This window comes from Aureliella helgolandensis, from assembly GCF_007752135.1.
GTDB classification, from domain to species: Bacteria; Planctomycetota; Planctomycetia; order Pirellulales; family Pirellulaceae; genus Aureliella; species Aureliella helgolandensis.
Map to the genome: position 1 here is coordinate 3,885,502 of NZ_CP036298.1, position 20,813 is coordinate 3,906,314.

The 20,813-nt window shown below is 55.3% G+C and carries 14 protein-coding genes; 3 read left to right on the top strand and 11 right to left on the bottom strand.

The features are described from left to right. Positions 1-5 precede the first annotated feature (5 nt). Positions 6-536 (bottom strand): hypoxanthine phosphoribosyltransferase, encoded by a 531-nt coding sequence (gene hpt, locus Q31a_RS13895; RefSeq protein ID WP_145078720.1) that lies wholly within the window; start codon positions 534-536, stop codon positions 6-8. A gap of 388 nt (positions 537-924) precedes the next feature. Continuing rightward, entirely contained in the window at positions 925-3,939 is a 3,015-nt protein-coding gene (locus Q31a_RS13900) for a coiled-coil domain-containing protein (RefSeq protein WP_145078723.1), read from the bottom strand. Between the two features lie 514 nt (positions 3,940-4,453). On the opposite strand from Q31a_RS13900, the gene Q31a_RS13905 reads away from it, so the two are divergent. After that, positions 4,454-5,929, top strand: coding sequence for a hypothetical protein (locus Q31a_RS13905; protein ID WP_145078728.1), 1,476 nt, complete (start codon positions 4,454-4,456; stop codon positions 5,927-5,929). A gap of 69 nt (positions 5,930-5,998) precedes the next feature. On the opposite strand, the gene Q31a_RS13910 is transcribed toward Q31a_RS13905, so the two are convergent. Beyond that, on the bottom strand, positions 5,999-6,883 hold the full coding sequence (locus tag Q31a_RS13910) for a hypothetical protein (protein WP_145078731.1): 885 nt from the start codon (positions 6,881-6,883) through the stop codon (positions 5,999-6,001). A gap of 431 nt (positions 6,884-7,314) precedes the next feature. On the opposite strand from Q31a_RS13910, the gene Q31a_RS13915 reads away from it, so the two are divergent. Both Q31a_RS13915 and Q31a_RS31130 read left to right on the top strand, forming a co-directional pair. Continuing rightward, positions 7,315-8,217, top strand: a complete 903-nt coding sequence (locus Q31a_RS13915) for a hypothetical protein (protein WP_145078734.1) — start codon at positions 7,315-7,317, stop codon at positions 8,215-8,217. 385 nt (positions 8,218-8,602) lie between these two features. Then, a complete protein-coding gene (locus tag Q31a_RS31130) occupies positions 8,603-10,180 on the top strand; it encodes a BBP7 family outer membrane beta-barrel protein (protein WP_145078737.1) in 1,578 nt (525 codons plus the stop codon). Positions 10,181-10,299: 119 nt separating this feature from the next. Here Q31a_RS31130 and Q31a_RS13925 read toward each other — a convergent pair whose 3' ends face one another. The 8 genes from Q31a_RS13925 to Q31a_RS13960 all read right to left on the bottom strand — a co-directional run bounded on the left by Q31a_RS13925 (position 10,300) and on the right by Q31a_RS13960 (position 20,498). Continuing rightward, on the bottom strand, positions 10,300-11,415 hold the full coding sequence (locus Q31a_RS13925) for a glycosyltransferase (RefSeq protein ID WP_231691194.1): 1,116 nt from the start codon (positions 11,413-11,415) through the stop codon (positions 10,300-10,302). A gap of 5 nt (positions 11,416-11,420) precedes the next feature. Further along, positions 11,421-12,446 carry a glycosyltransferase family 4 protein gene (locus Q31a_RS13930; protein WP_145078743.1) on the bottom strand — a complete coding sequence of 342 codons (1,026 nt, stop codon included), beginning with the start codon at positions 12,444-12,446 and terminating at the stop codon, positions 11,421-11,423. Between the two features lie 16 nt (positions 12,447-12,462). After that, positions 12,463-13,752, bottom strand: a complete 1,290-nt coding sequence (locus Q31a_RS13935) for an O-antigen polymerase (RefSeq protein WP_197356813.1) — start codon at positions 13,750-13,752, stop codon at positions 12,463-12,465. Continuing rightward, the gene (locus Q31a_RS13940) at positions 13,749-15,140 is read right to left on the bottom strand and encodes a lipopolysaccharide biosynthesis protein (RefSeq protein ID WP_145078749.1); all 1,392 of its coding nucleotides are present in this window, start codon (positions 15,138-15,140) and stop codon (positions 13,749-13,751) included. Before Q31a_RS13940 ends, Q31a_RS13935 begins: the two co-directional genes overlap by 4 nt. 2 nt (positions 15,141-15,142) lie before the next feature. After that, positions 15,143-16,675, bottom strand: a complete 1,533-nt coding sequence (locus tag Q31a_RS13945) for an exopolysaccharide biosynthesis polyprenyl glycosylphosphotransferase (protein ID WP_145078753.1) — start codon at positions 16,673-16,675, stop codon at positions 15,143-15,145. Positions 16,676-16,748: 73 nt separating this feature from the next. Next, entirely contained in the window at positions 16,749-18,134 is a 1,386-nt protein-coding gene (locus Q31a_RS13950) for a glycosyltransferase family 87 protein (protein WP_145078758.1), read from the bottom strand. After that, positions 18,131-19,162: a polysaccharide deacetylase family protein gene (locus tag Q31a_RS13955; protein ID WP_145078761.1), complete on the bottom strand. Its 1,032-nt coding sequence runs from the start codon at positions 19,160-19,162 to the stop codon at positions 18,131-18,133. The genes Q31a_RS13950 and Q31a_RS13955 overlap by 4 nt, the downstream gene beginning before the upstream one ends. A gap of 1 nt (position 19,163) precedes the next feature. After that, positions 19,164-20,498 carry an NAD(P)/FAD-dependent oxidoreductase gene (locus Q31a_RS13960; protein WP_145078764.1) on the bottom strand — a complete coding sequence of 445 codons (1,335 nt, stop codon included), beginning with the start codon at positions 20,496-20,498 and terminating at the stop codon, positions 19,164-19,166. Positions 20,499-20,813: the final 315 nt, after the last annotated feature.

Sequence of the window (20,813 nt, forward strand, 5' to 3'; positions counted from 1 at the left end):
GTGAATTAGACAGTGTTCGCCTCGATCTCAGCTGGTTCCAGCACCGCTAGAAAAGGGAGATTTCGATAGAGATCTTGATAGTCTAATCCATAGCCGACGACAAATTCGTCGGGAATGTTGAAAGCGACGAAATCCGGTACCAAGGAGACTTGCTGGCGTTCCTTCTTATGCAGGAGCACCGCGCTGGATAAACTCAGCGGTTGCATTTCTGCGATGCACTCCATCACCGCTTCGAGGGTCTTGCCGGTGTCAAAGATGTCGTCAACCACTAAAACGTCCCGATCCTTGACGTCGAGCATCATGTCATCGCGAATCCACAGCGAGCCCGACTCGGTGCCGCCACGGTAGCTACTTGCTTGAATCAAACTGACCCGCACGGGCATGGAAAGCTGGCGGATCAGATCAGCCAGCAGCACTAAACTGCCCGTCATGACCGCCACGATGGTGAGCGGTTCCGTCCCATAGCGGGCGGCGATCTCGGCGGACATGGCCGCCACTCCGTCTCGCAGTTGATTTTCGGTCAGAATAGTCTTCACGGATATTTTCCAGCTGTGGCAAGAGGACGACGACGCGCCTCTGTCTGGCTGCGCTACGCAGGTAGGATGAGAATTTGCGGTGCGGCGCCCAAGGGGACTGAGCGGCGGAGCTAGCGGTTGTGCGAAACGGTTACATACCCCGTCAACGAGGTGGTAGTTTCTAACGCGCTCCGACACTCGCCGAGCACTGGTGCCAGCGCTCCCAACCGTCCACTTCCATGAATTCTCGGCCTAAGTGTAAATCAATTCTGCTGCTGAGCAGGAGCGATTGCCGTCCAGAGAGGCTCGTAACCGGACAGTTTACCGAATCGTTCCAAAGAGTGCGACGGGCGTACTGGAATGCAGTACGCCCGGTACGCATGACTGGAGTCATATTTTTGCCTGAGCACTACCTCAGCGGTCCTCCGACCGGAGAATTGGCCGTTCGGGTGTTGCCGGCAGGAGCTATTGCAGGGGCCAGCAACGATTCAATGTTGGGGGACACGGGCAGCCCTACTGTCGGTTCTGACAACCCTCCTTGGGCCGGCAGATGATTCATTGGGGAACGCGTATCGAGCTGAGAACTTGGGGCGCTCTCCAGTGGTTGGGATGGCATGCTCGCCATTTGCTCCCGCAGCTCCAGCTCTGTTTCATTCAGCCCGTAATCCAGGATCGCGTTTCCGAGGGCCCCCCCTCGGGTATCGGCGCGAATTGGACCTGGATCGATCCACAAGCCTTCGGCATCCAGTTCCATGGTGCCGAGATCCAAATCGAGGCTCCGCCGGAGCGCTTCGAAGTTGACGTAAATGCCGATGAGCGTATTCTGGGTTCGCAGAAACGCATCGAGCCCTTGAAACGCATCGAGTGCAGCCGTGTTTCCGGAGGGCCGTCCCAAGGTTTCATTGATGAGGCGGATGTCGGCGTTCACACTATTCTGCAAGGCAGCATTCTGGACTGCGAAGCGTTGAATTTCAAAGGACAGCTGATTCTGACGCACCGTCCGCAACGAGCTTCGCAAGGAGCTCCAGATCCCGTCTTCGAACTGGTAGTAAGACCGCTTGGCACGTTGGTACGTGATCAACACCTGACGATAGTTATTGCGTTCTTGAAGCCGCGTAATCGGTGCATCCCAAGCCAATCCAACACGAAGTCGGCCGGTCGAACTGCGAAGCGCGAGGGGATTGTCACCGACGTTCTGCACGTCTCCGCTGAAGGTGAGATCCAAGTAGCTCTCCAAATCATCGGCGACGACTTCGATGGATCGCCAGGTATTGACGATCGCTGCACGATTGTTCAACCAATCGCGGCGATGACTGCGGGCAATCTCAAGTGCCGACTGCGGGTCGATGTCAATTTCCGGCAAGAGCACGGATTCCGTTCGAGCCCGAGCTTGTACGATCTGCAGCGCCAGGACGGTATCGTTGAGGTCTGCAATGAAGTCTTGCGAGGCCAAGATGACATTGTCGCTAACGTCGATGAAACGTTGGCGAGCAGTGGTCGGAGTGGAGGACCCTGCCAGCAGTCGCTCAATGGAGGCATGCACTTCTTCCAGACTAGCTCGCTGCTTCTCGAGCCGCGTGATAAGTTCTGCAAGCTCACTCTCAAGTTGTGTCGGCAGTTCCTCAAGGCCCTCTCCCTCTAGGAACGACAAATTGAAGTTGCCGAAGGGAAGCAGGCTGCAAACCATGTCCTTCTCCTGCAGGGCAACCTGTCGCAGTTGCTCCAGTTGCTGTAGTCGCGTCGGAAGATTCTGACGAAGTACCGCGATGTCATTTTCAATTGCCCTGATATCGACCTGGGCGATGCGGTCGACCAACGCTCTGACCGGATCAATTTGCGGTAGCAGTTGGCTCAGTTCCATGGTGAGACCGCGGGTCGAATCAACAACGCGTTCATCGGCCCCCGTGTCGGGATTGGTTTCGACACGCGCCAGCTCTAGGATGCGGGTGTTCGTCTCCCCCAGTCCTTTACGGTAGCCTTGAACCTCTAACCGCCGGTTCCGCAACTCTTGCGAAATCAGCTTGAAGGGTTCCAGCAACGGATCCCTGATCTCTACGCACAGATAAGGTGGCAATCCCAAGTCCGCTTTGAAGCCGTCGAGTGTTTGTTCGTAGCTGGTTTGAGCACTCAGCAGTTGTGTTTGAGCGTCGAACAGGTTCTGTCGGGCTTTGGCGACCTGCAATTGTTGTTGCGGCAGCTCCGTTAACTCCTCTGGCATGGTGGACTGCAGCTCGCGGTATCCATCTTGGAACTGCAAGTAGATGTCCTCCAGCTGGAGAATGTTTTCCTGTTGGTTCGCGATATTCAATTGTGATTGCAGCAGGCCTAAGTAGCCCTGTGCACCGGGCGTAGCTGACGTACCGCCACCGCCACTGCCACCACCGCTAAAGATTCCGCCCAGTGCCGAGAAGCCTTCGAAGCCCGATCCGCCAAAGACACCCCCGCGGCGTTGAGGCCCTGTGCCGTTGGAATTTCGACCTGTGGCGATGTCGACATAAAAGGCACGACGATAGCGTTCAAAGGCGCGCACGTTGGCCAACAGAGTGCGTTCCGCGAGCGTCAAGCGTTCGAGCACAACGTCGCGACCGCCTTGCCGCAGCAGAGGTTGCAGCAAGGTGAAGTCGAGGAGCGAAGTGGCGGATTGATCGTTGGGGCCCGCGACTTGCCAAGTCAGGTTGTTGGCAAATCCAACCAACAAATCGGCACCGGTCGCGAAGCGCTTCCGCATCGAAAACGGTCGACCACCACGGCTGCTGGCACCAGTACTAAATACGGAGCTACTCTCGGGCGTGGTTGGATCTCCGCGACGCGGGCCGTCGGAGGTGTAGGAACCCTGCCATCCGCCGAAGAACTGGGAATCGAGTAGGAAGCGTTCACTGCTCACGTCCAACGCGGATAAGTACAACTCTTCACGGGCACTTTGGTAGGAAGGGGAATGCAGCAATGCCGTGCGCACCGCTTCATTCAGGTCTAGCACCAACACGCCTCGTTCATCGAGCGGCAGGTAATTCCACCATTCGGGATTTTCGGCTGCGTTCGTGCGCCCGTTGGCTTCCCACAGCGGGTATCCCTTTTTGCCGTCAACGACCCGCATGAATTGGGCTGCCTGAGGGTCATCCTCTGGCATGGGGGGGCGGTCGGGATTGAACGGGTCAAACATACGACTGCGACCATCAATCTCGACGCGGTAGGGAGCGCTGACAACCTCGCAGCTCTGGCGAACTTTTTCGTCCAGCAGGTAGTAGGCTTCGGTGTCGGTCTTGCAGCGATAGTTCTGCCGAGAACAGCCAACCGACATTAGGCTTGCAGAGAAGGCCGCTCCTAATCCAAACGCCCGCACTGCCTGTCGGAAACTTGCTCGCAGAGAGCACTGACGGCGCCGGGACTTCACGGAGCGAATTCTGTCTTGGGTAGCTAGACTCATCTGCAGCATCCTTGCTGTTCAATCTGTCAATCTGAGGGCTTGCACGTACTTTGTTGCTGCCCACAACTCGGGCTCGACTATGTTTTGCAGCAGGCGTGTTTGCGACCGGTTCAAATGGGGCTAAGGCCCGTCAAAGATCCAGTAAGCGGATTTTGAAGTGGCAACGAAACACTTAAATGCTTGTGCGGTGGAGAGCACTCGCGCCATGCCTGTCACTGACAAATTCGGACTGTAGCGGTAGTAGGCTTGATTACAATTCTTCCAGGCATTCCATTTGTCCGATCTGACGCGGTTCTCCCATTTTAACAGCCGGGTAAACGATTCAACCGACAACTGTCCCTGCTGAGGAGGGGGTTTAAGGTTATACTTCTGGCGAAAAGCAGCTGAATTTGTACAAGTTGGCGGTGGTTCCAAGTAACATAAAGAGCTTGTATGCTCCGCGTTTGTACTGAGCACTCGCCGTGCTTGGACAGCACAGCTTATCTACTCCTCCTGTTTTGGAATTGATGTTGCCATGGGCTTGGGTGGTATTCTCGTACTTCTGGCATTGCTCGTCTCGCTGATCGTGTTCATCTACATCATTGTGGTGACCGCGCGCAGCTGGGGGATTCTGCACACTTTGCTGCTCTGCACTCTATTCATAGAGTCCTGGGTATTTATGTTTTTCACCGCTGGCGTGCACTACGAGCGGGTCACAGCGACCGAGAGCGCCCACAAAGCGCAAATCGCAGCCGAGAGAGCGGAGAGTGAGACCACACGCTTGCTCTACGGTGACTTTAGTATGTCCCCGGAAGCTCAAGATGCAGTGATTCCACTGAAGGGGGAACTGCTGAGACTGACGGCAGATCGCGGACGTGTATGGCGTCGCGTCTCGCTACTTCAGGTCGGTACCGCCGATTACCAACTCGAACTGATGAGCTCGGCTCCAGCAGAAGCGGTTGATGAATTTGGTGAGCCAGCTGCCGCGGCCGCTCCACAGATCAACAGCGACAGTCTGCCTCAAGGCTTGGTGGTGTACGCATTTTCGGAGACGATTTCCGAAGAGGATGTCGCGATTCCTGACTTTTTCCTCGGTGAATTTACTGTCAGCCAGAGTCAAGCTGGCCAGGTTACGCTGGAACCCACGCGAGAATTGATGAGTGATCAAGCTCAGAGAATCAGCGAGGGGCGGGCGACTTCGTGGTCTCTCTACGAATTGTTGCCGCTCGACAGCCATGTGGCGTTTGCCGCTCCAGGTTCGCAGCCCACGGAAGAAGCGGTGTTTGGAAGGATCGACGAGGAAACCCTGACAGGCCTCTTCGATGCGATTCCCGAAGAAAACAATCGCCGTGAGAAAATTGCTTCGCAGTATCTCTTGGACGGCAAGCGAGCTCCCGATAACGCGCCCCCTGAGAGCGTGTGGGTTCAAGTAAACCTACTCAAAGATTTTGAACTGCAAGTCGATAGTGCCGATTCGGCCAACCTGACCGAGCGTGGCTACTTTGATTCCACCGGGCGAAGTATCGACACCCGAATCAAACGCGGTGAAGAGGGGCCAGTGACTCTCAATCCTGAGGGAACGCGTGGGAAGTTAATCGTCCTCCAGGAGGCAGCAGCGCGACCTCTCATCGCCAGTGGCGTCGCCGAGGAAGTTCAACGCATCTACGTTCGCCCACTGGTCGATTACGAAGAGGCCTTCAGCAACTACTCCATCATGAAACGGAAACTGTCCGACAGCATCTCCGTGATTCAGCGTGAAACCGCCGACATCAACCAAGCCAACCAACTTGGACGCGAGATGGTGATTTTTAGTCAAGCAGAAAACCAGAAGCTGGCCTTTGATCTTGAGCACACTCAACAAGAGGTGACCGTCGTAACTCAGCTCGTCGAGCAGGCCACGCAGCAATTGCAGGCTCTGCGAACTGAAGTCAGCAAGCTCTACCGCGAGGTGCAAGCCAAGCGAAAGCAATTGGTCGCCCAACAGCTGAGCATGCTCACCGCGACTCCTTAGACCACGGGCCCTGGTTTACTGGGTAGTGAGGTTTGCTGGAGAGTTAAGGCCCTACCAGGCCACGAGTGTCTAGAAGTCGAGATACTCCTCATAGGCCTCACGGATACTGCCTGCTTGAGGACGTTGGCCCGTCCAGCGATAGAAGTCGTAGACTTCCGACATTACCGATTGCTCGAGTTCGGATACCAGACGCCATGGAGTCGCCGGGAGAGGCCCCCATCTCGCTTGGTGGCGGCGATCGGCGAACAGGGTCGTGGGCCCTCTAGCTGACAATTGTTTGAGTAGGTCGAACTGCTCGGTTTGGCGATGCGTTGATCCATCATCAATAATGAGAAGAGGAGGCAGCTCTTCCGCCTCGACTGGTTCTGCACTCAGTTCGGTAAGTGTCGCTTCGCCCGAGGCTACGCAAGTTGTTGCTTTCAATAGTTCGGGGGACCCGTTAAAAATGGCTTCGAGATCAGAGGCTGGTGGGCCATCGCTCCAGAGGATTTTTCCGGCAAAGCCGAGTTCAGCGGCCGCCGCGTAGCAGCTCCGCATTCGCAGTGAGTCTCCATATAGCCAAACGACCGGCAGTAGGGCAGGGGAGGCCGTACTAGCTGCAACCTCCTCCATCGCGGAGGTCACAATGCCGAAGCCCACGCCATTCCAACAGTCCCATTGACCATCGCGGTAGCGCGCCGAGGTCACGCTGCCCACAAATTGGGTGATGGGGCACCCTTCGCACAACAGTCCGACAGCGAGGGAGTCGAGTGGGGTAAAAAATCGGGCTGCCGCAAACTTCATCGCTCGCATCCCCTCCACCGCAGCCGCGAAGCAATTCGTCTCGACTTCCACGGTAATGACTTGCCAATCGAGCCTCAGTTGCCGAAAGGCGCGTTCCATGACGAACTGAGTTGGCTTGCCTGCTACGCTGTCACCAATGCAACAGAGAATTGGTTGTGTTGCTGAGCCCATAGACGTATTCATACAAGGTGGGGACGGTGCGGAAGTCGCGCCATGGAACCATCCCGATTCCGACAGCTGACCACAAGTTCTATCGTCAGTTCTTTCCTGCAATCCAAGGTAACAGGCAAACCGATTGGCGCGAATGGTCCGATTGTAGGACCCGCGGCTCAAGCCCCCGTGAGATTCACGCCTTCGGTTCAGGCTCGCTCACACCGTCCCGCCCTGAGCAATCTAAGCTTCACGAGCTCCAGCTGTCCCATTTTGAGGCACTTTCGCAACCGCGAGGGAGCGAGCGGACTCCCCTGCTAGCCGTGTTTGCAGAAATGCTTGCATTGCAGTCTTGGCGGAATCCGGCATTCGGTCCAACGAGGATTCACCAGTCCACCGGCCGAGCATTTCGAAGTCATTCAGTTCTAAGCGCGATTCGCAAAGTCACCTCCGTGAAAGAGAAACCATGCCATTGCGACATGGGGGACAAACCAGTCGCCCCATGTGACGTACCTTGGGGGGACGATGCGTTGGTAGCCTTCGAACGCTTCGGACCTGCAAGTCAAGGTTGCATGATTGCCTTGTGCGGCCTAGTGGCAGCAGTGGCAATGGGGTGGTATCCAGCGTTGTGGATGCAACCGACGTTGGTCGGCATATTTTGGGGAAGCATTTTTCTTGCCGGAATCGCCTGTGCCGACTTTGGCAACGGGCATCTCGCCGTCATCTTCTTGGCAGGCGGAATTGCCACGTTGGCCACGCTGGGGTGTATTAGGCTCACCGAATTCCCTCCCTCGGACTGTCTGTTGACCACCACACTGATCCTTGCGGCAGCATGGTTCGTTTCTCGACTCGATCGACTCACGCGTCCGAGCAGCTTCCAGCACTCGCCGCGACCTGAGACCGCAAGCATGTCGGGGATGGTCAGACGGCGTCCGGACTCTCGTCTAAGATTCTCGATCTGGGACATCCTGTTCCTCACCTGCGTGGCCGCATGCGCGTGCAGCGCGTATCCGGGGCTTGAGACCTCTCCGCTATTGTTAGCCAGTCTATGGATTGCCGTGTTGGGTGGGCTGATCAGTAGTTGGGCAGCCTGTCGCTGGACTTGGCAAGACCAGTGGGCCCCCCTGCAGATCCTGTCCCTCGGCGCGATGTTTGGCATCAGCGCTGCCATCGTGATTCTGCAGTCTCCCATGCCAATCGGGAGAACGGTCAGTTGGCTGCTGCAGGGGCCGTTTAACGTCATTGCAGCTCAAGCGACTACCGTTTTACTGTTCAGCGGTGCCCTAAGATGGGATCAGTACTGCCGCTCCAACTACGGCGTTCGGAGTGCTCCGGCGACGGCCGATAGGGCTTGAGGCCTTGTTGAATAGAAGAACGCGTTGAATAGGAGAACGCGTTGAATAGGAGAATGGCAAGAGTTTTTATGCGCAGGCGGTGCCCTGAAATGCTTTGCAATCCACCATTCCCTGCTGGCGGTCAATTGGCTTAGTGCACGCCCGAGTGCCAGCAATCTTCCCCCAGATCTCCTAGATCAACGGGCGTGAATCACGGCAAGGTCAGTTCGTGCGGATTATTACGGTTCTAGCAAACTTTCCGTCCCGGCTGTGCCGATAAGCAGCTCTGTAACGAGTTTTCGGATGATTCCGAATTTTACATTGTGCGCGGTTAGTCGGCTAAGGCGTGGTCGACTGGCGTACAAGCGATGCCGACTACGGACGATGTGCCGCTGGAGAGATATTGATGAAGATGCTCAGTGGACGGATGCACTGGCTAGCGATGGGGCTTGCTCTTGTCGTGAGTGCTCAAGGATTTACAACGAAGACACTTTTGGGACAATCGCCGTATGGCATCCCAACTGGCCCACAGGGCATGGGAGCTCCTTCCATGATGGGGATGCCCAACGGACAATTCCCGGACGCACCGATGAGTATGGCGTTCAAGGGCCCTCCACCGATGGAAGTCGCGTATGCCAGCCACGCTGGTCGATGCGATGGTAGTGGATGCGACACCGCGGGTTGCGGTTGTGGAGGTGGCGGAGCCATGGGGTTCTGCGGTGGCGATCATTGTGGCGGCGTATGCGGTGGCATGTGCGGCGGTAGTGGTGGCCTGATGAATCGTTTGGGCTGTGGAGCATGCGGCGGTGCCGGATGCAATGCCTGCGGTGGTGGCTTGGGCGGCGGCCTGGGTGGTGACGGTCTCGGTAGCCACGGCTGCTTGTTGGGACGCGGACTCTTCGGTGGTCGACTAGCTGGGTTGCTCGGCCCTCTGGCGCCTTACAGTGAATCCGGCACCGGTGCCCAACGCTACTTCGATTTCTACGGCGGTACCATTGGACTGAAGCGTACCAGCAACGTCGGCGGATTCCAAAGTTACAGTCGTGACGTCAATTTGAACTTCGTTCCAGTTACTCAAGTTTCGGTAGACTCCGCGAATATCAACAGCGTTCTAAATACGTCGGATCTCGATCTGGACGAAATGCGATTTGGGCTAGAGCTGATCGCAAGCTTGCAAGTCGGAGTTGGTTCGAACGTTGAAGCCCGCTACTTCGGTCTCAACTCGTGGGAAGATAATGCCACGCTCAGCGTGGTCGGCTCTGGCACCCCAACCCTTGACTCTGTCTTTAGTCAGTTTGGAACCGTGCCAGCTGGTGGCTACGACGATACCGACAACAGTTTCATTCACAGCATCGATTATGAATCTGCGATGCACAGTGGAGAAGTGAACTTCCGACGTCGCTTTGTAGCACCGGTTAGCTGGGTGCAGGGATCATGGTTGATGGGGATTCGCTATTTTGATCTCGACGAGCGTTTTGGATTCCATGCAACGGGTAGCCAAAACAATACGTTCGCTGCGGATCAGCTTCGCTTCTTCGACTACAACACCAGCACTCGTAATGAAATGACCGGTTTCCAGGTCGGCAGTGATCTATGGGTGAACGTCATTCCGGGGCTTCAAGTGGGTGTAGAATCGAAGAGCGGGATTTTTGGAAACCATGCTGAGGTCGAATCGATTGCGGTTTCCAATTCCATCCCAGGAGCTCGTGAGTTTCTGCAAACGGGGGAAACCGCCTACTTAGCAGAATTGACCGCATCGGCTGTCTACCGTTTGTCGTACTCTTGGTCGGTTAAGACTTCCTACAACCTGTTGTATGTCGACAACGTAGCCTTGGCACCCGAGAACATGAATGTTCGAGGCTTCGGTAGCAGTGCGGGAGCTGTCGCTGGCACGTTCGACGCGGCAACTCGTGAACCGTTCATCAACACCGATGGTGAGGCCGTCTATCAAGGTTGGTCCATCGGCGGCGAGTTTCTGTTCTAGTAGGACTTAGACCTCACGCCAAGTAGAGCAAATTCATCGCGCATCGCTCGAAAGGGCCAGCTTCCAAGCTGGCCCTTTTTTTATGCTTGGAACAAAATGCCACGCATCGCAATGGTTGCTTAGGCGCCGGGATGCAATTCTTGGATTGCGCCGGAGATTCTGTTAAGAAACCGACTCTTGCCGTATAGAGTTTCCAAGGATTGGATGGAGGGCAGGTCGATGGAGGAGGCCCTGAAATTGCGCATGATTTTCGTCAAGGATTCTAAGTCATTGGGTGGAAAGAGTAGTCCAGTCTGGCCGGGAATGATGAAGTCCAGGGCGCCCCCTTGGGACGCTGCGATCACAGGGGTGCCGGCCGCCATGGACTCGATGGCAATCATGCCGAAGTCCTCGATTCCTGGAAAAATAAGCGCTTCCGCGTGAGCGAGGAGCGAGTCCCAGCGCTGGTCATTCGGACGCACCTCAAAGCGTATGTGGGAGCGTCCCTTGGGGCCCGCTTGTGAGCGCAAATGCGACAGATAGGGCCCATCTCCCGCCACGACCAATTGGACACCTGCTCGTTGCGCTGCCTCGATGGCTAGGTCGAAACGCTTGTAGCTGACCAGGGCACCGGCGGCCAGGAAATAGGGTTCAGCTACAATTCGAGCCGTCTGCCGCGCGTTGGAAAATCGGACCATTTCGATCGGCGGTGCGAGGACTTCTGCATCGTGGCGACCGTAGTATTTTTCAGTGCGTTTTTTAACAAAGGTCGAGTTTACGAAGTACTTGTCGACCCGATGTTGCGAGGCAACATCCCAGGTGCGAAGTTGGCTGCTTGCAAATTGAATCAAGGGGGAGGCCAGGGGAATCCGCTTCAGTCCACCGATGTATTCGAAGCGTTGATCCCAGACGTATCGCATGGGGGAATGCAGGTAGCACAAATGCTTCGCATAGGGGCCGGGGATGACTCCTTTGGCGACGCAGCTGGAGGTGCTGATGATTAAATCAAAGTCTTGCAGCGGAAAGCTTTCCATGATACTTGGCAGAATCGGAAGCAATGCTTTGCGAATTCGTCGGAAGGGCCACAATCCTCGTGGGCAGATGATCCTGCGGGAATTGATGGTTTCTGGCATGCGCCGCGCATCATGAAACATCGTGTACACAGGCGCTGCTGGATAGAGCTCAAGCAGGGTTTCTAAGACCTTCTCTCCGCCGCGGTGAGAGACAAGCCAGTCGTGGACGTAAGCAACTCGCATGTCCGTTAGCTTTCGATTGCGTGGTTGAGGGAAGTCCATGTTTGTTGAGCGGTTTCCGCCCAGCAGTAGCTGCGTGCATGGACGAGGCCTTGCTCTGACATCGTTTTCTGCAACGCGCGGTTGTTGGCGATGCGCAAGATGCCGTCTGCGATACTTTCAATGTCGTAGGGGTCGACTAAGTGGGCGGCTGTTCCGGCAACCTCGGGCAGCGAGGTGACCGAAGAGGTGACTACCGGCACACCGGAAGCCATGGACTCAATGACAGGCAGACCAAAACCTTCATAGAGCGAGGGATAGACAAAGAGCTCCGCACCGGCGTAAAGCAGAGGCAATTGTTGTTCTGCAACATATCCAGCCATATGCACCCCTTCAGGTCCTCGGTCGAAGCCGACACTGTTGAAGACCCGACCGCTTGCTCCCGCCAGAACTAGCGAGAGGCCCGGCAATTGTGGACTGGCAATTTCCCATGCTTGAAGGAGCCGTGCCAGATTCTTTCTAGGTTCGATGGAACCAACGCATAGTAGATATCTCTCAGGCAGGTTGAGTTCGTTCCGCAATTGGGCGATTTGCTGCTCAGGATACGGATGAAAGACGCTGTCGACACCGCTGTAGATGACGTCGATTTTCTCTTCAGGGATGTTGCAGAGTTCGACAATTCGGCTTTTAGAAAAATGCGATACGGTAATGACCCGCTGGACGCGACGAGCGAGTCGTGGAACTAAGAATTGATACCAAGCCGCAAATGCTTTGGTGAAGCAATCCGCTTGATCGAAGTAGGCGCAGTCGTGAATAGTGACCACCTGATTCCGCACCGACAGAGGCCCGGTGGTGGAGGGCGACCACAGTACCGAGCTACGCATCTTGCGAGGCAGTTGAACCTGCTCCCACAGGTGACCACGAATTCCAACAGCCGCCTGGGATGGTTCGATGACAGTCATCCGATCGCCAAGTCGGGCGACGATTTCACGCGCGTATCGCTGCTGGCCCGTTAGCTGCTGAGCAAGATACCTGCCGTTGACTTCTACCTGCATAGTTGTTCCTAGAGTACTACTCAAGAGGCTGCGCACTGGCACGGGAAAGAGTCGCACTCCGGTACTCCACAATCCACACGACTGCTAAGAGTGCCACAATGCCTGGAAACGTGCGTGTGCTACTGAAATAGAGCAAGCGAGGCGTTTCCAAGATGGCAATGACGACCAGGGGATAGAAGCAGATTCCAGCGATGGTGTTCGCCGTAAACCCACGGTACAGGCGTCCCGAAGCGAAGCCACAGAATGTCCAAAATACCAAAAAGCCTGCTGTACCAAAATCGAGCAACGGCTGGAACACTCCCCCACCATTGTTCAGCTCAGGCGTGGCGTAGTTATGCAGCAGATCTTCAAAAACACGATCGGGATCAACACCCGTCAGCTTGGAATAGGAAATGGGCGAATCGGCCACGCCCGGGAAATTCCACAGCGAATAGAATGTTGAATAGGGGAGTGGCAATTGGACGTTCAAGCGACTTGCCATCACGCCATTGTTATGGGCCGCAGTGTAGTATCCTCCCACCCGCCATAAAGTAAACTCAGCGATGGAATCGAATTCATCTTCGTAATATTTCCACGATCGGAACGATTCGCTGATAGCGAAAAAGGACAACAAACCGAGGACCGCAAGAATTGGTAACGCTTGGAGGAAGGAATGAACTGGAGGACTGTACTGTCGCCCCACCACCTTCTGTTGAAAATACAGAATGCACATGGGCAATAGTATTTCGATGAACGCCAAACGCTCACCTAAGAGAATCGCCCTTGCAAAGGCAATTCCCAACAAGGCGGTGAGCGGCCAAAGCAGGTGCTGGTGGCCTCGCAAGTAGAGCCACATTCCAATCGGCACCGCTGCCAGTGAGAACTGGGAGCAGGTTGTAATTCCAGGGATCGTCCCAAAGTAGGCTTCACGAATCGTTGCATCCACCTGCACGTCTTCACCGAACAGCAGATCGGGGAGCATGGCCAACGAAAACCCGCGACCGATTCCAATCGCGAGCCATACCATATAGCCAAAACAGCTCAAGGAAAACAAACCCCAAAAGCAGCGTTTAAGTACTGGGTCGGAGGTCGGATTGAGTCCCGACGATGTCTTGCCGGTTGCGTGCCCTAGCTGGCACCCCAATAGGAAAACTGCGACGGCTCCCAATCCCAACAGCAAATGATTGAAGTCGAAATATTTGGGAGTGCCATAGAGCACGTAGTCATGCTCGCGTTGCAGGTAGGCGACCAGTAGAGTGCCCCCGACCGCAAGAAAATAGAGCCAGCTTGGGCGCAACCACCAGAGTGAGTTCAGTTTCGGATTCATGTTGTCGCGCTGATGTCTGTATTCGATGTGCTGTGCCAAAGTGGTCGACCCACATGAGTCCAAATCCCGAGCTTTCGGCGAGCCCACCACCATAAAAGCGCATTCTGGACGACGAGGCTCGCGGTGCTGCCAACCGCCAAACCAAGGCTGCCGTAAAGCCGCGCGCCGACATACCCAACTACTAGTAGTGTAATTGTGGCGAAGAGATTTACGAGTAAAACGGCCGATTGATGACCAGTCATCACCAGTACGGGCGGAGGGTTCCCAAGCACGATCAAGCACAGGTAGCCGAGCGTCAAGACAACCACCGTGGGACCTGCTCCAGCGTAAGATTCGCCAAACACCAGGGTTAGCACCATTTCTGGGAACAATGCCAACAGGCCCAAGGCTGCCAGCGAAGGGATTGCTGCATAGGTAGCCGTGCTTCGCAGGATCTGCTGCAGCTCCGCCGAGCGATGTTGAGAATGCAATCTGGGGATGGTGGCGAGGATGGTCATCATCGCCATTTGCACGGGCATGGCAGAAATCAGCAAACATCTCTTGGCAGCACCGTAGACACCCAATTCGGTGGGGGAAAGACAGATTGCGCCCAACCAGATATCGAATTGTTGCGTCCCGAAAGAAAGAAGTTGATTGACTAGCAGGGTTAGGCTCACGCTCGTCATGATCCCTTTCTCGGTAGGAGTCAACACAACGGCCGGTGCAGACCCGCCGTGCAGGCGCATCGTCGCTCGTAGACCCACCAAGACCCACGGAAGTGTTATGGCAACAGAGATCACGGTGAAGAACAGAACGGTTGCTAGGCTGGATGGAGTGAGTGTGAACCAGCTGATTCCCACGTAGCCCAGCAGAAGCAATCCAAGGAAAAGGACGTTGCTGACCGGGCCTCCAGTAACCCCGCCGGTGTAGAGGCTGGCAAGTTTGAGGTTGGCGTATCCTCGCAGCAATTCTGCTCCTACCTTCTGCCAACTCAGCAACAGCACGCCCGACGCGGTCAGCGCGGCAATGGCCAGTGCGTCCCCGTAGTTCGAAAGCTGCGCAGACATGCTGTAGAGTGAGCATCCCACCAGAATACTGGCAGCTAGCGAAGTGACAGCTAGAGTTCTCAAGATACGAACTGCATAGCTTTTCGCGCGATCCGGCGCGTTGCGACCCAGGTTCTCTGATACAAAGCGAACCGCTACTTCATCCAGGCCTGACATGGCCAGCATCGTACCCAGCGTAAGGGCCGTGGTGATCAGCAGGTAGACTCCGTAGCTGGCTGGCCCAAGAATGCGGGCGGCGAGAATATTACCGGCGAGCGTAGCGACAATGCCTACCACGCGAGAGCCGACAACCCATTTCGCATTGCGTTGGTGCGGTGATTGCTGTGGTTGATCAGCAATCATCGTTAGTAGGCTCCCTCTTTGAAGAGGACAACTTTAACGGTGCAAGCCAGGATGTAGAGATCGAGCCATACTGACCAGTTCAACACGTAATAGTCCACCAGTTCAATGCGCTCTTGATAGCTGGTATTATTGCGGCCTGAAACTTGCCACAATCCGGTGATGCCTGGTAGCACTTCGCGATAGTGCATGTAGCTGCTGCCATACTTTTCGGCCTCATCGGGGAGAATGGGGCGCGGGCCAACCAAACTCATATCCCCGATCAGGACGTTCCAAAGTTGGGGCAGCTCATCCAAGCTTGTTTGGCGCAGTAGGTTTCCAATCCATGTAATCCGTGGATCGTTCTTAAGCTTGTAGGTGCTCGACCATTCTGCTGCTTCCTGGGGATTGCGAGCAAGGTATTCAGCCAGAAGTTTGTCAGCGTTGGGCCGCATGGTGCAGAACTTCTTGGCGTAGAATCGCTTTCCACCACGCCCGATTCGCTCCGAATCAAAGAACGCCGACGCGCCAGTAGTAACCTTGATTAATAGAGCTAATGCCGCAATCAGCGGCAGGAGCAGCAGGCCAGCAAAGGCGGTAATCGAGAGATCAATAAAACGCTTGGCGGCATAGGCACCGGGATTGGTAAGTTGGTTCGTTACGGAAATCGCAGGCAGTCTTGCCGCTTCGCATTCCTCCAGCCACAAGCTGGGAAAGCCTTCCAGTGGCGGGATAATGATCCAGTGCCGCAATTGGCTCTGAGTGCGGGTTGCGAGTGCAACAAACAGTTCATGTTCGAAGGAATCGACGGCCATCATTGCGCGATTGACCTTGGACGCTTTGGCGACAACTTCCAACTCATTGATCGAACCTAGCCAGGGAGCGATGTCGCTGCTGATTGCCGTGGACGGCACGTCCGATACATAGCCCACCGGTCGAAGGCCCCACTGGGGTTCTCGGGCAAGTTGCAATTGAGTGTCGAGCGATAGGCTCTCCGTGCTCACCACGATAACCCGTGTTCCCCACCAGTCCGCTGTGCCAAAAAGGCTGCGGCAGGTTGCCCTACAAAATGCGGCCACCAGGAAAGCGAGAAATGCCCCAACACCCAACTTGCAGAACAGCGATATCTGAAAGGTTCCAAATAGCTTCAGTACTATTGTTGTGCCGAGCCAGACGCTAAGAGCCCCCAATACCCAGCCACGAAATTGCCGCACGGGCTTGGGAGGGATGGCGCCATAAGAACGCTGTAACCAGCCGACCAACAACAGGCCAATTGCTAACATCACATAACCCTTGGCCTGTACCGAGCTTATGGGGTGTAGGTAAGGGAGATGGGGAAGTTGAGAGAGGATTTCAGCCAGGAAGATGCTACCCAATACGGAAAGAGTGTCGCTCAGTAGGTAGAGCGCACGCATCGGCAGACCGCTGGTGGTACCCACCATCTTGGGCCGTTCGGATTTGTTGGACTGCTGGTCGTTTTCCATTCGGCTTACGGTAACCTCTCCGGAAACGACCTCTCCGGAAACGTCGAGGGCGCGATTCTGTAAAGCGGCAGCCATTTGCGGTTTTTCGAATTGGGGCAACAAGTTGAAATTTGGCTAATCGAGGATGAAGGGAGCTGCACGGTCGCTCCTAAGTGGTGTGGAACGCTGTCTGCGAATGCTGTAGCGAGCTTCGCTTGTGATAGGCAACTCGTACCAAAGCACAAGCAAGGATCGCCCAAGCAATTGCGAGTGCGACCCCGTTGCACGCGTTGGCAATACGGACCAAGGTCTCGGCAAAATCTGGAGAGCTTGGAATCAGATTGGCAGTCGCTGCTATTGCAGGCCGCAATCCGTGAAGTATCAAAATGTTGACAAAGGGGAGGCAAAGCAGGGCGATCACGGTTCTACGTGGCCCCGTACCTAGCTCTAGCCATGACGGATGCGACCCGCAATAGCCGGCTAGTATGGGTAGGGCTAGCAGAACGATTTCGTAAATTTGATGGTAGATGCAACAAAACATGGTGAGCAACAAAAACGCACTGTTGACGCTTGTCGCAGAACTGGAACTCTCGGACTGAGTCAACCACAGCACGCAACTAGCAATAGCCAGCATGAACAATCCGATGCCTACAGTACCGCTTGCAGGCAAGGTGCGATCTAACAGGTACTCCACCGACGACGCTGCATCAACCCGTCCACTCGTCGACACGGTTTGGACGTCAGGATGCGACTGGAAATGAGTTTGATTGCTGGTTAGACGACTGCTCAGTGTTCCAGCAGAAAGCTCTCCGGCGCGAGCAAAGACGATTGCCAAGCCCAACAGGAAGCACATCCCGCCAATGAATAGCCCCCTGAAGGCCGAACGCGCGTCTCCCCGGGCGGCCAGCAACAACCCCGCTGGTCCACCAAATGTCGGCTTGAGCGTCAAGAAAACCAATCCTAAAGCGGAGTACCAGCTGGAAAGGTTCGCGTGTTTGCGGCGCTCTCCAAATTCGAGGGCAACCATCATCGCGACCGATAACGCCAAACTAATTTGCCCACTCTGCAAAGCAGTTCTGCCGGGTTGAAGCAGCAGGAGCAAGCCGGCAAAACCACACACGACGGCCGGGCGAGCCGATCCGTTGACCAGTCGAAGCACGCTCCAGGCAAAGACCAACAGCAAGGCGAGACTGCACAGCGCGTACAAGATGGTGGCGACCAATACAGGCGGCACCGCAAAGGGTGCGTAGAGCAACAGCATTAAGGGGGAATACAAAGGGAAATGGTTCGTTACAGGATATTGTTGCATGTAATCCGTGGGCAGTTCCGTGTTCGAATTGTATGGATTCACTCCATCCCAAACGGCACGTATCGGATAATATATCGTGTCATCGAAATCGCGATACATCCGCGTTCGCCCTTCAGACGAATCGGGCGCAAGGCAAAAACTGCGATACACTACTCCGGAGGCCACGATTGCGAAAAACAGGATCATGGCTGTGTCTTTGAGCGCGGTGGGAGCTCGACTCGTGTTTGGTTTGTTGGCGAGCGTCAACGCAATCCCTCCGCCCTAACTGGCTGTGTGCCCGTTGGTTTCGCGAGGGGTGGTGCTGCCGGCACCGGGCGTGCCTTTAATCGACCCAAACGGTCGATCTGGTGCGCAAAATCTGCCATAGGCACGACTTCGTAGACTCTCGCGAAATCGGCGAGTACCGCTTTGGCAAAGGCTCTTTTTACGGTCCCCTTGAGGCCCATGGCCGGGAAGAAACTGAGGTCCAGCTCTTCGTCTCCGCCTAGGAAATCGAGCGGGTGTAGCAGCAGTGACGGCGCTACCCCGGAAATGCGGCAGCAGGTCAAAGCAAACTTCCAGTAGGCCCATGCCAAAGTTTCTGAGTAACTGGCTAGGTACAGCAGGTAGCTCAGGTGGAAGGGGACTCTTACCCATGGAATGGTTGTAACGGGGATTTCAATCAGCGGCGGAGTTTGGCTGCCAGCAGGAAACTCCCAACGATAGGGCTTGAGCGGGCGGAATCCCTCCGTGAAACTACCGAACAGATTCTTGCGCTCGCTACGCTTCTCATCATCGAGTTGCGTCGAAAGAAAATAGTAGGCTCGAGCCACTGGGCCTAAATAGGTTGGGAAAGTGGACGCGTCGTACAAGTAGCCCCGATCTGCCAAGCAACGCAGCACACTCGGAGAAAAACTGAAACCAGGACCACGAAACCCAATCGTCTTTTTGCCCGTAGCTAAATGGATTGCTTCTTCGGCCGCTGTAAACTCCGCGCTGAGCTTCGCTTCACTATAGAGGTGCAACCATGGCTCATGATGGAAGGAATGGTTGCCAATTTCATGACCAGCCTTGGCAATCTGAGCCAAAGCTCCATGATTCTTCGGAAGGATCGCATCCTGCCCAATTACAAAGACCGTAATTGTGAGGTTCAGGTCCGAGAGAATCTCCAAAACAAACGGTACGACGCTGTCCAGATAACTTGGGAAACTCTCCCAACCTTCATCTCCGTGCGTTTTCAAATAGGACCACTTGTTGTCTAGGTCCAATGATAGGCTGGCGCTAAGCTTGTTCATGCTAGGCGGATTCCTCAAAGGCTGAAGCATTCACGTTGCAAATCTCGTCGATCGAGGATTCGGCCAGCTTGATTGTCTCATTGACGTTCAATGTACCATTCACTATCTGGGAGGAGTTCACCAAGTAGATCCCTGGTTGACTGGTGGTGGTGCCTAGCACGTTGCTACTGTAGTTAAGGACCGGCAGCGGGAAGACCTGTTTGACACGGGAAATGCGAAATTCCAATACTTGGTCGGCATCAAACGCAGGATACAAGTCACGCATGCCATCTAAGAAACTCTGCTGCACCTGATCGTCAGTCTCACTCCAGATCGAATCGCCTTGAGCCGCATACTTGGGGAGATAGACCAGACCATGCCCAGCCAGTTCATGGGGAGACACCAACGCGCTCATTTCGATGATGCCTGTAAACGGAGCCGGAGTCGTGATGTTGGTCACGTAGTAGCCGCCCAACGGCTTGCGCAACAGCAACGACGCACATACGATTCCGATGTACTCAATCTTTTCAAGCGACTCTCGTTCCCGCGGTGATAGTTGCGGACAGATTCGTGCGGGAGTCGGGCTCGTTACGACCACTTTGTCAAAGGTCACGCGTTCGCTGTCTGCCAGGTGCACTTGGACTGGTCCACCGCTCTGACTTCGAATCTGAGCGACGGTGGTGTTGCAGGCGATTCGAACGTTGAGGTCTCGCAATTTGTCGACCATGGCATTTAGAAACGTTTGATAGCCTCCGGACACGTAGCCGAATTTTTCTTGCTTCTGCCCACCGTTGCGGGCCGCGTACATGCGTTGGATGGTCGCCCAAATGAAGGCGGCATTGGTGCGTTCCCAAGCATCGCCCAGTTTGGCTTTTAGCAGTGGTTTCCATATTCGCTCAAAGGTGCGGCGTCCGGAGTGGCGCAGCAACCAAACACCAATAGGTATGCGTTCCAATTTCTGCCAGTCGCGAATCTTTGATGCATGCCAGATCGTCCAGCCGAGTCGTATCTTGTCGATCAGCCGCAAGGGAGGGAACTTCAGAAATTCCTGCGCATTGGACATCGAGTAAAGTTTTCCATCGACCAAGAATCCGGTCTTCGTTTGCGACCATTGCACTTTCTCCGCCAGCTGCAACTCCTGCAAGAGTTGCATTGTGAAACGGTCGCTAGCGAGCGTTACATGGTAGTGCCGATCCCACTGGATTGGCCCAAGTTGCCACGCATCTGCCAGGCCACCGGGATGGTCAGCGCGTTCCAGAATCGTCACATGTTTTCCACGCTCTGCCAGCCGCAGTGCTAGGGTCAGTCCCAGCACTCCGCCACCTACGATTCCGATAGTTTCCGGTCTATTGTTCACCGATTCGACGACTCTCAACCTAGATGTTTCTGAATTCAGCAAGGGGACCTGATCTCTCGTCCAAGACCCAAATACTCGGATTAGATCTAGAGGACGGTCGTAGTCCTCGGGAGCCCATGTCTCCGCCAGAGTTGGACGGTTTCCTCAAAAAATGCAGTGTCTGGAGTGAAATGCGGCGGCCTGAGCAAGGCGTCGCATTGTGATTGTTGCCTGTTACGGAATAGGGGACAGGCGCCCCGCGAACTCGACGCGCCGCTCCGTCCCGCCAGAAACGGGGCTGATGCTAAGTAGAGCAATTGCGGTACGTGTGCGGTC

Bases quoted from the DNA above. Each gene is read 5' to 3' on its own strand.
- Q31a_RS13900 (WP_145078723.1), bottom strand. From the start codon at position 3,939: ATGAGTCTAGCTACCCAAGACAGAATTCGCTCCGTGAAGTCCCGGCGC.
- Q31a_RS13930 (WP_145078743.1), bottom strand. From the start codon at position 12,446: ATGCAGGTAGAAGTCAACGGCAGGTATCTTGCTCAGCAGCTAACGGGC.
- Q31a_RS13905 (WP_145078728.1), top strand. From the start codon at position 4,454: ATGGGCTTGGGTGGTATTCTCGTACTTCTGGCATTGCTCGTCTCGCTG.
- Q31a_RS13940 (WP_145078749.1), bottom strand. From the start codon at position 15,140: ATGATTGCTGATCAACCACAGCAATCACCGCACCAACGCAATGCGAAA.
- Q31a_RS13955 (WP_145078761.1), bottom strand. From the start codon at position 19,162: ATGAACAAGCTTAGCGCCAGCCTATCATTGGACCTAGACAACAAGTGG.
- Q31a_RS13935 (WP_197356813.1), bottom strand. From the start codon at position 13,752: ATGAATCCGAAACTGAACTCACTCTGGTGGTTGCGCCCAAGCTGGCTC.
- Q31a_RS13910 (WP_145078731.1), bottom strand. From the start codon at position 6,883: ATGGGCTCAGCAACACAACCAATTCTCTGTTGCATTGGTGACAGCGTA.
- Q31a_RS13925 (WP_231691194.1), bottom strand. From the start codon at position 11,415: ATGCGAGTTGCTTACGTCCACGACTGGCTTGTCTCTCACCGCGGCGGA.
- Q31a_RS31130 (WP_145078737.1), top strand. From the start codon at position 8,603: ATGAAGATGCTCAGTGGACGGATGCACTGGCTAGCGATGGGGCTTGCT.
- Q31a_RS13945 (WP_145078753.1), bottom strand. From the start codon at position 16,675: ATGGCTGCCGCTTTACAGAATCGCGCCCTCGACGTTTCCGGAGAGGTC.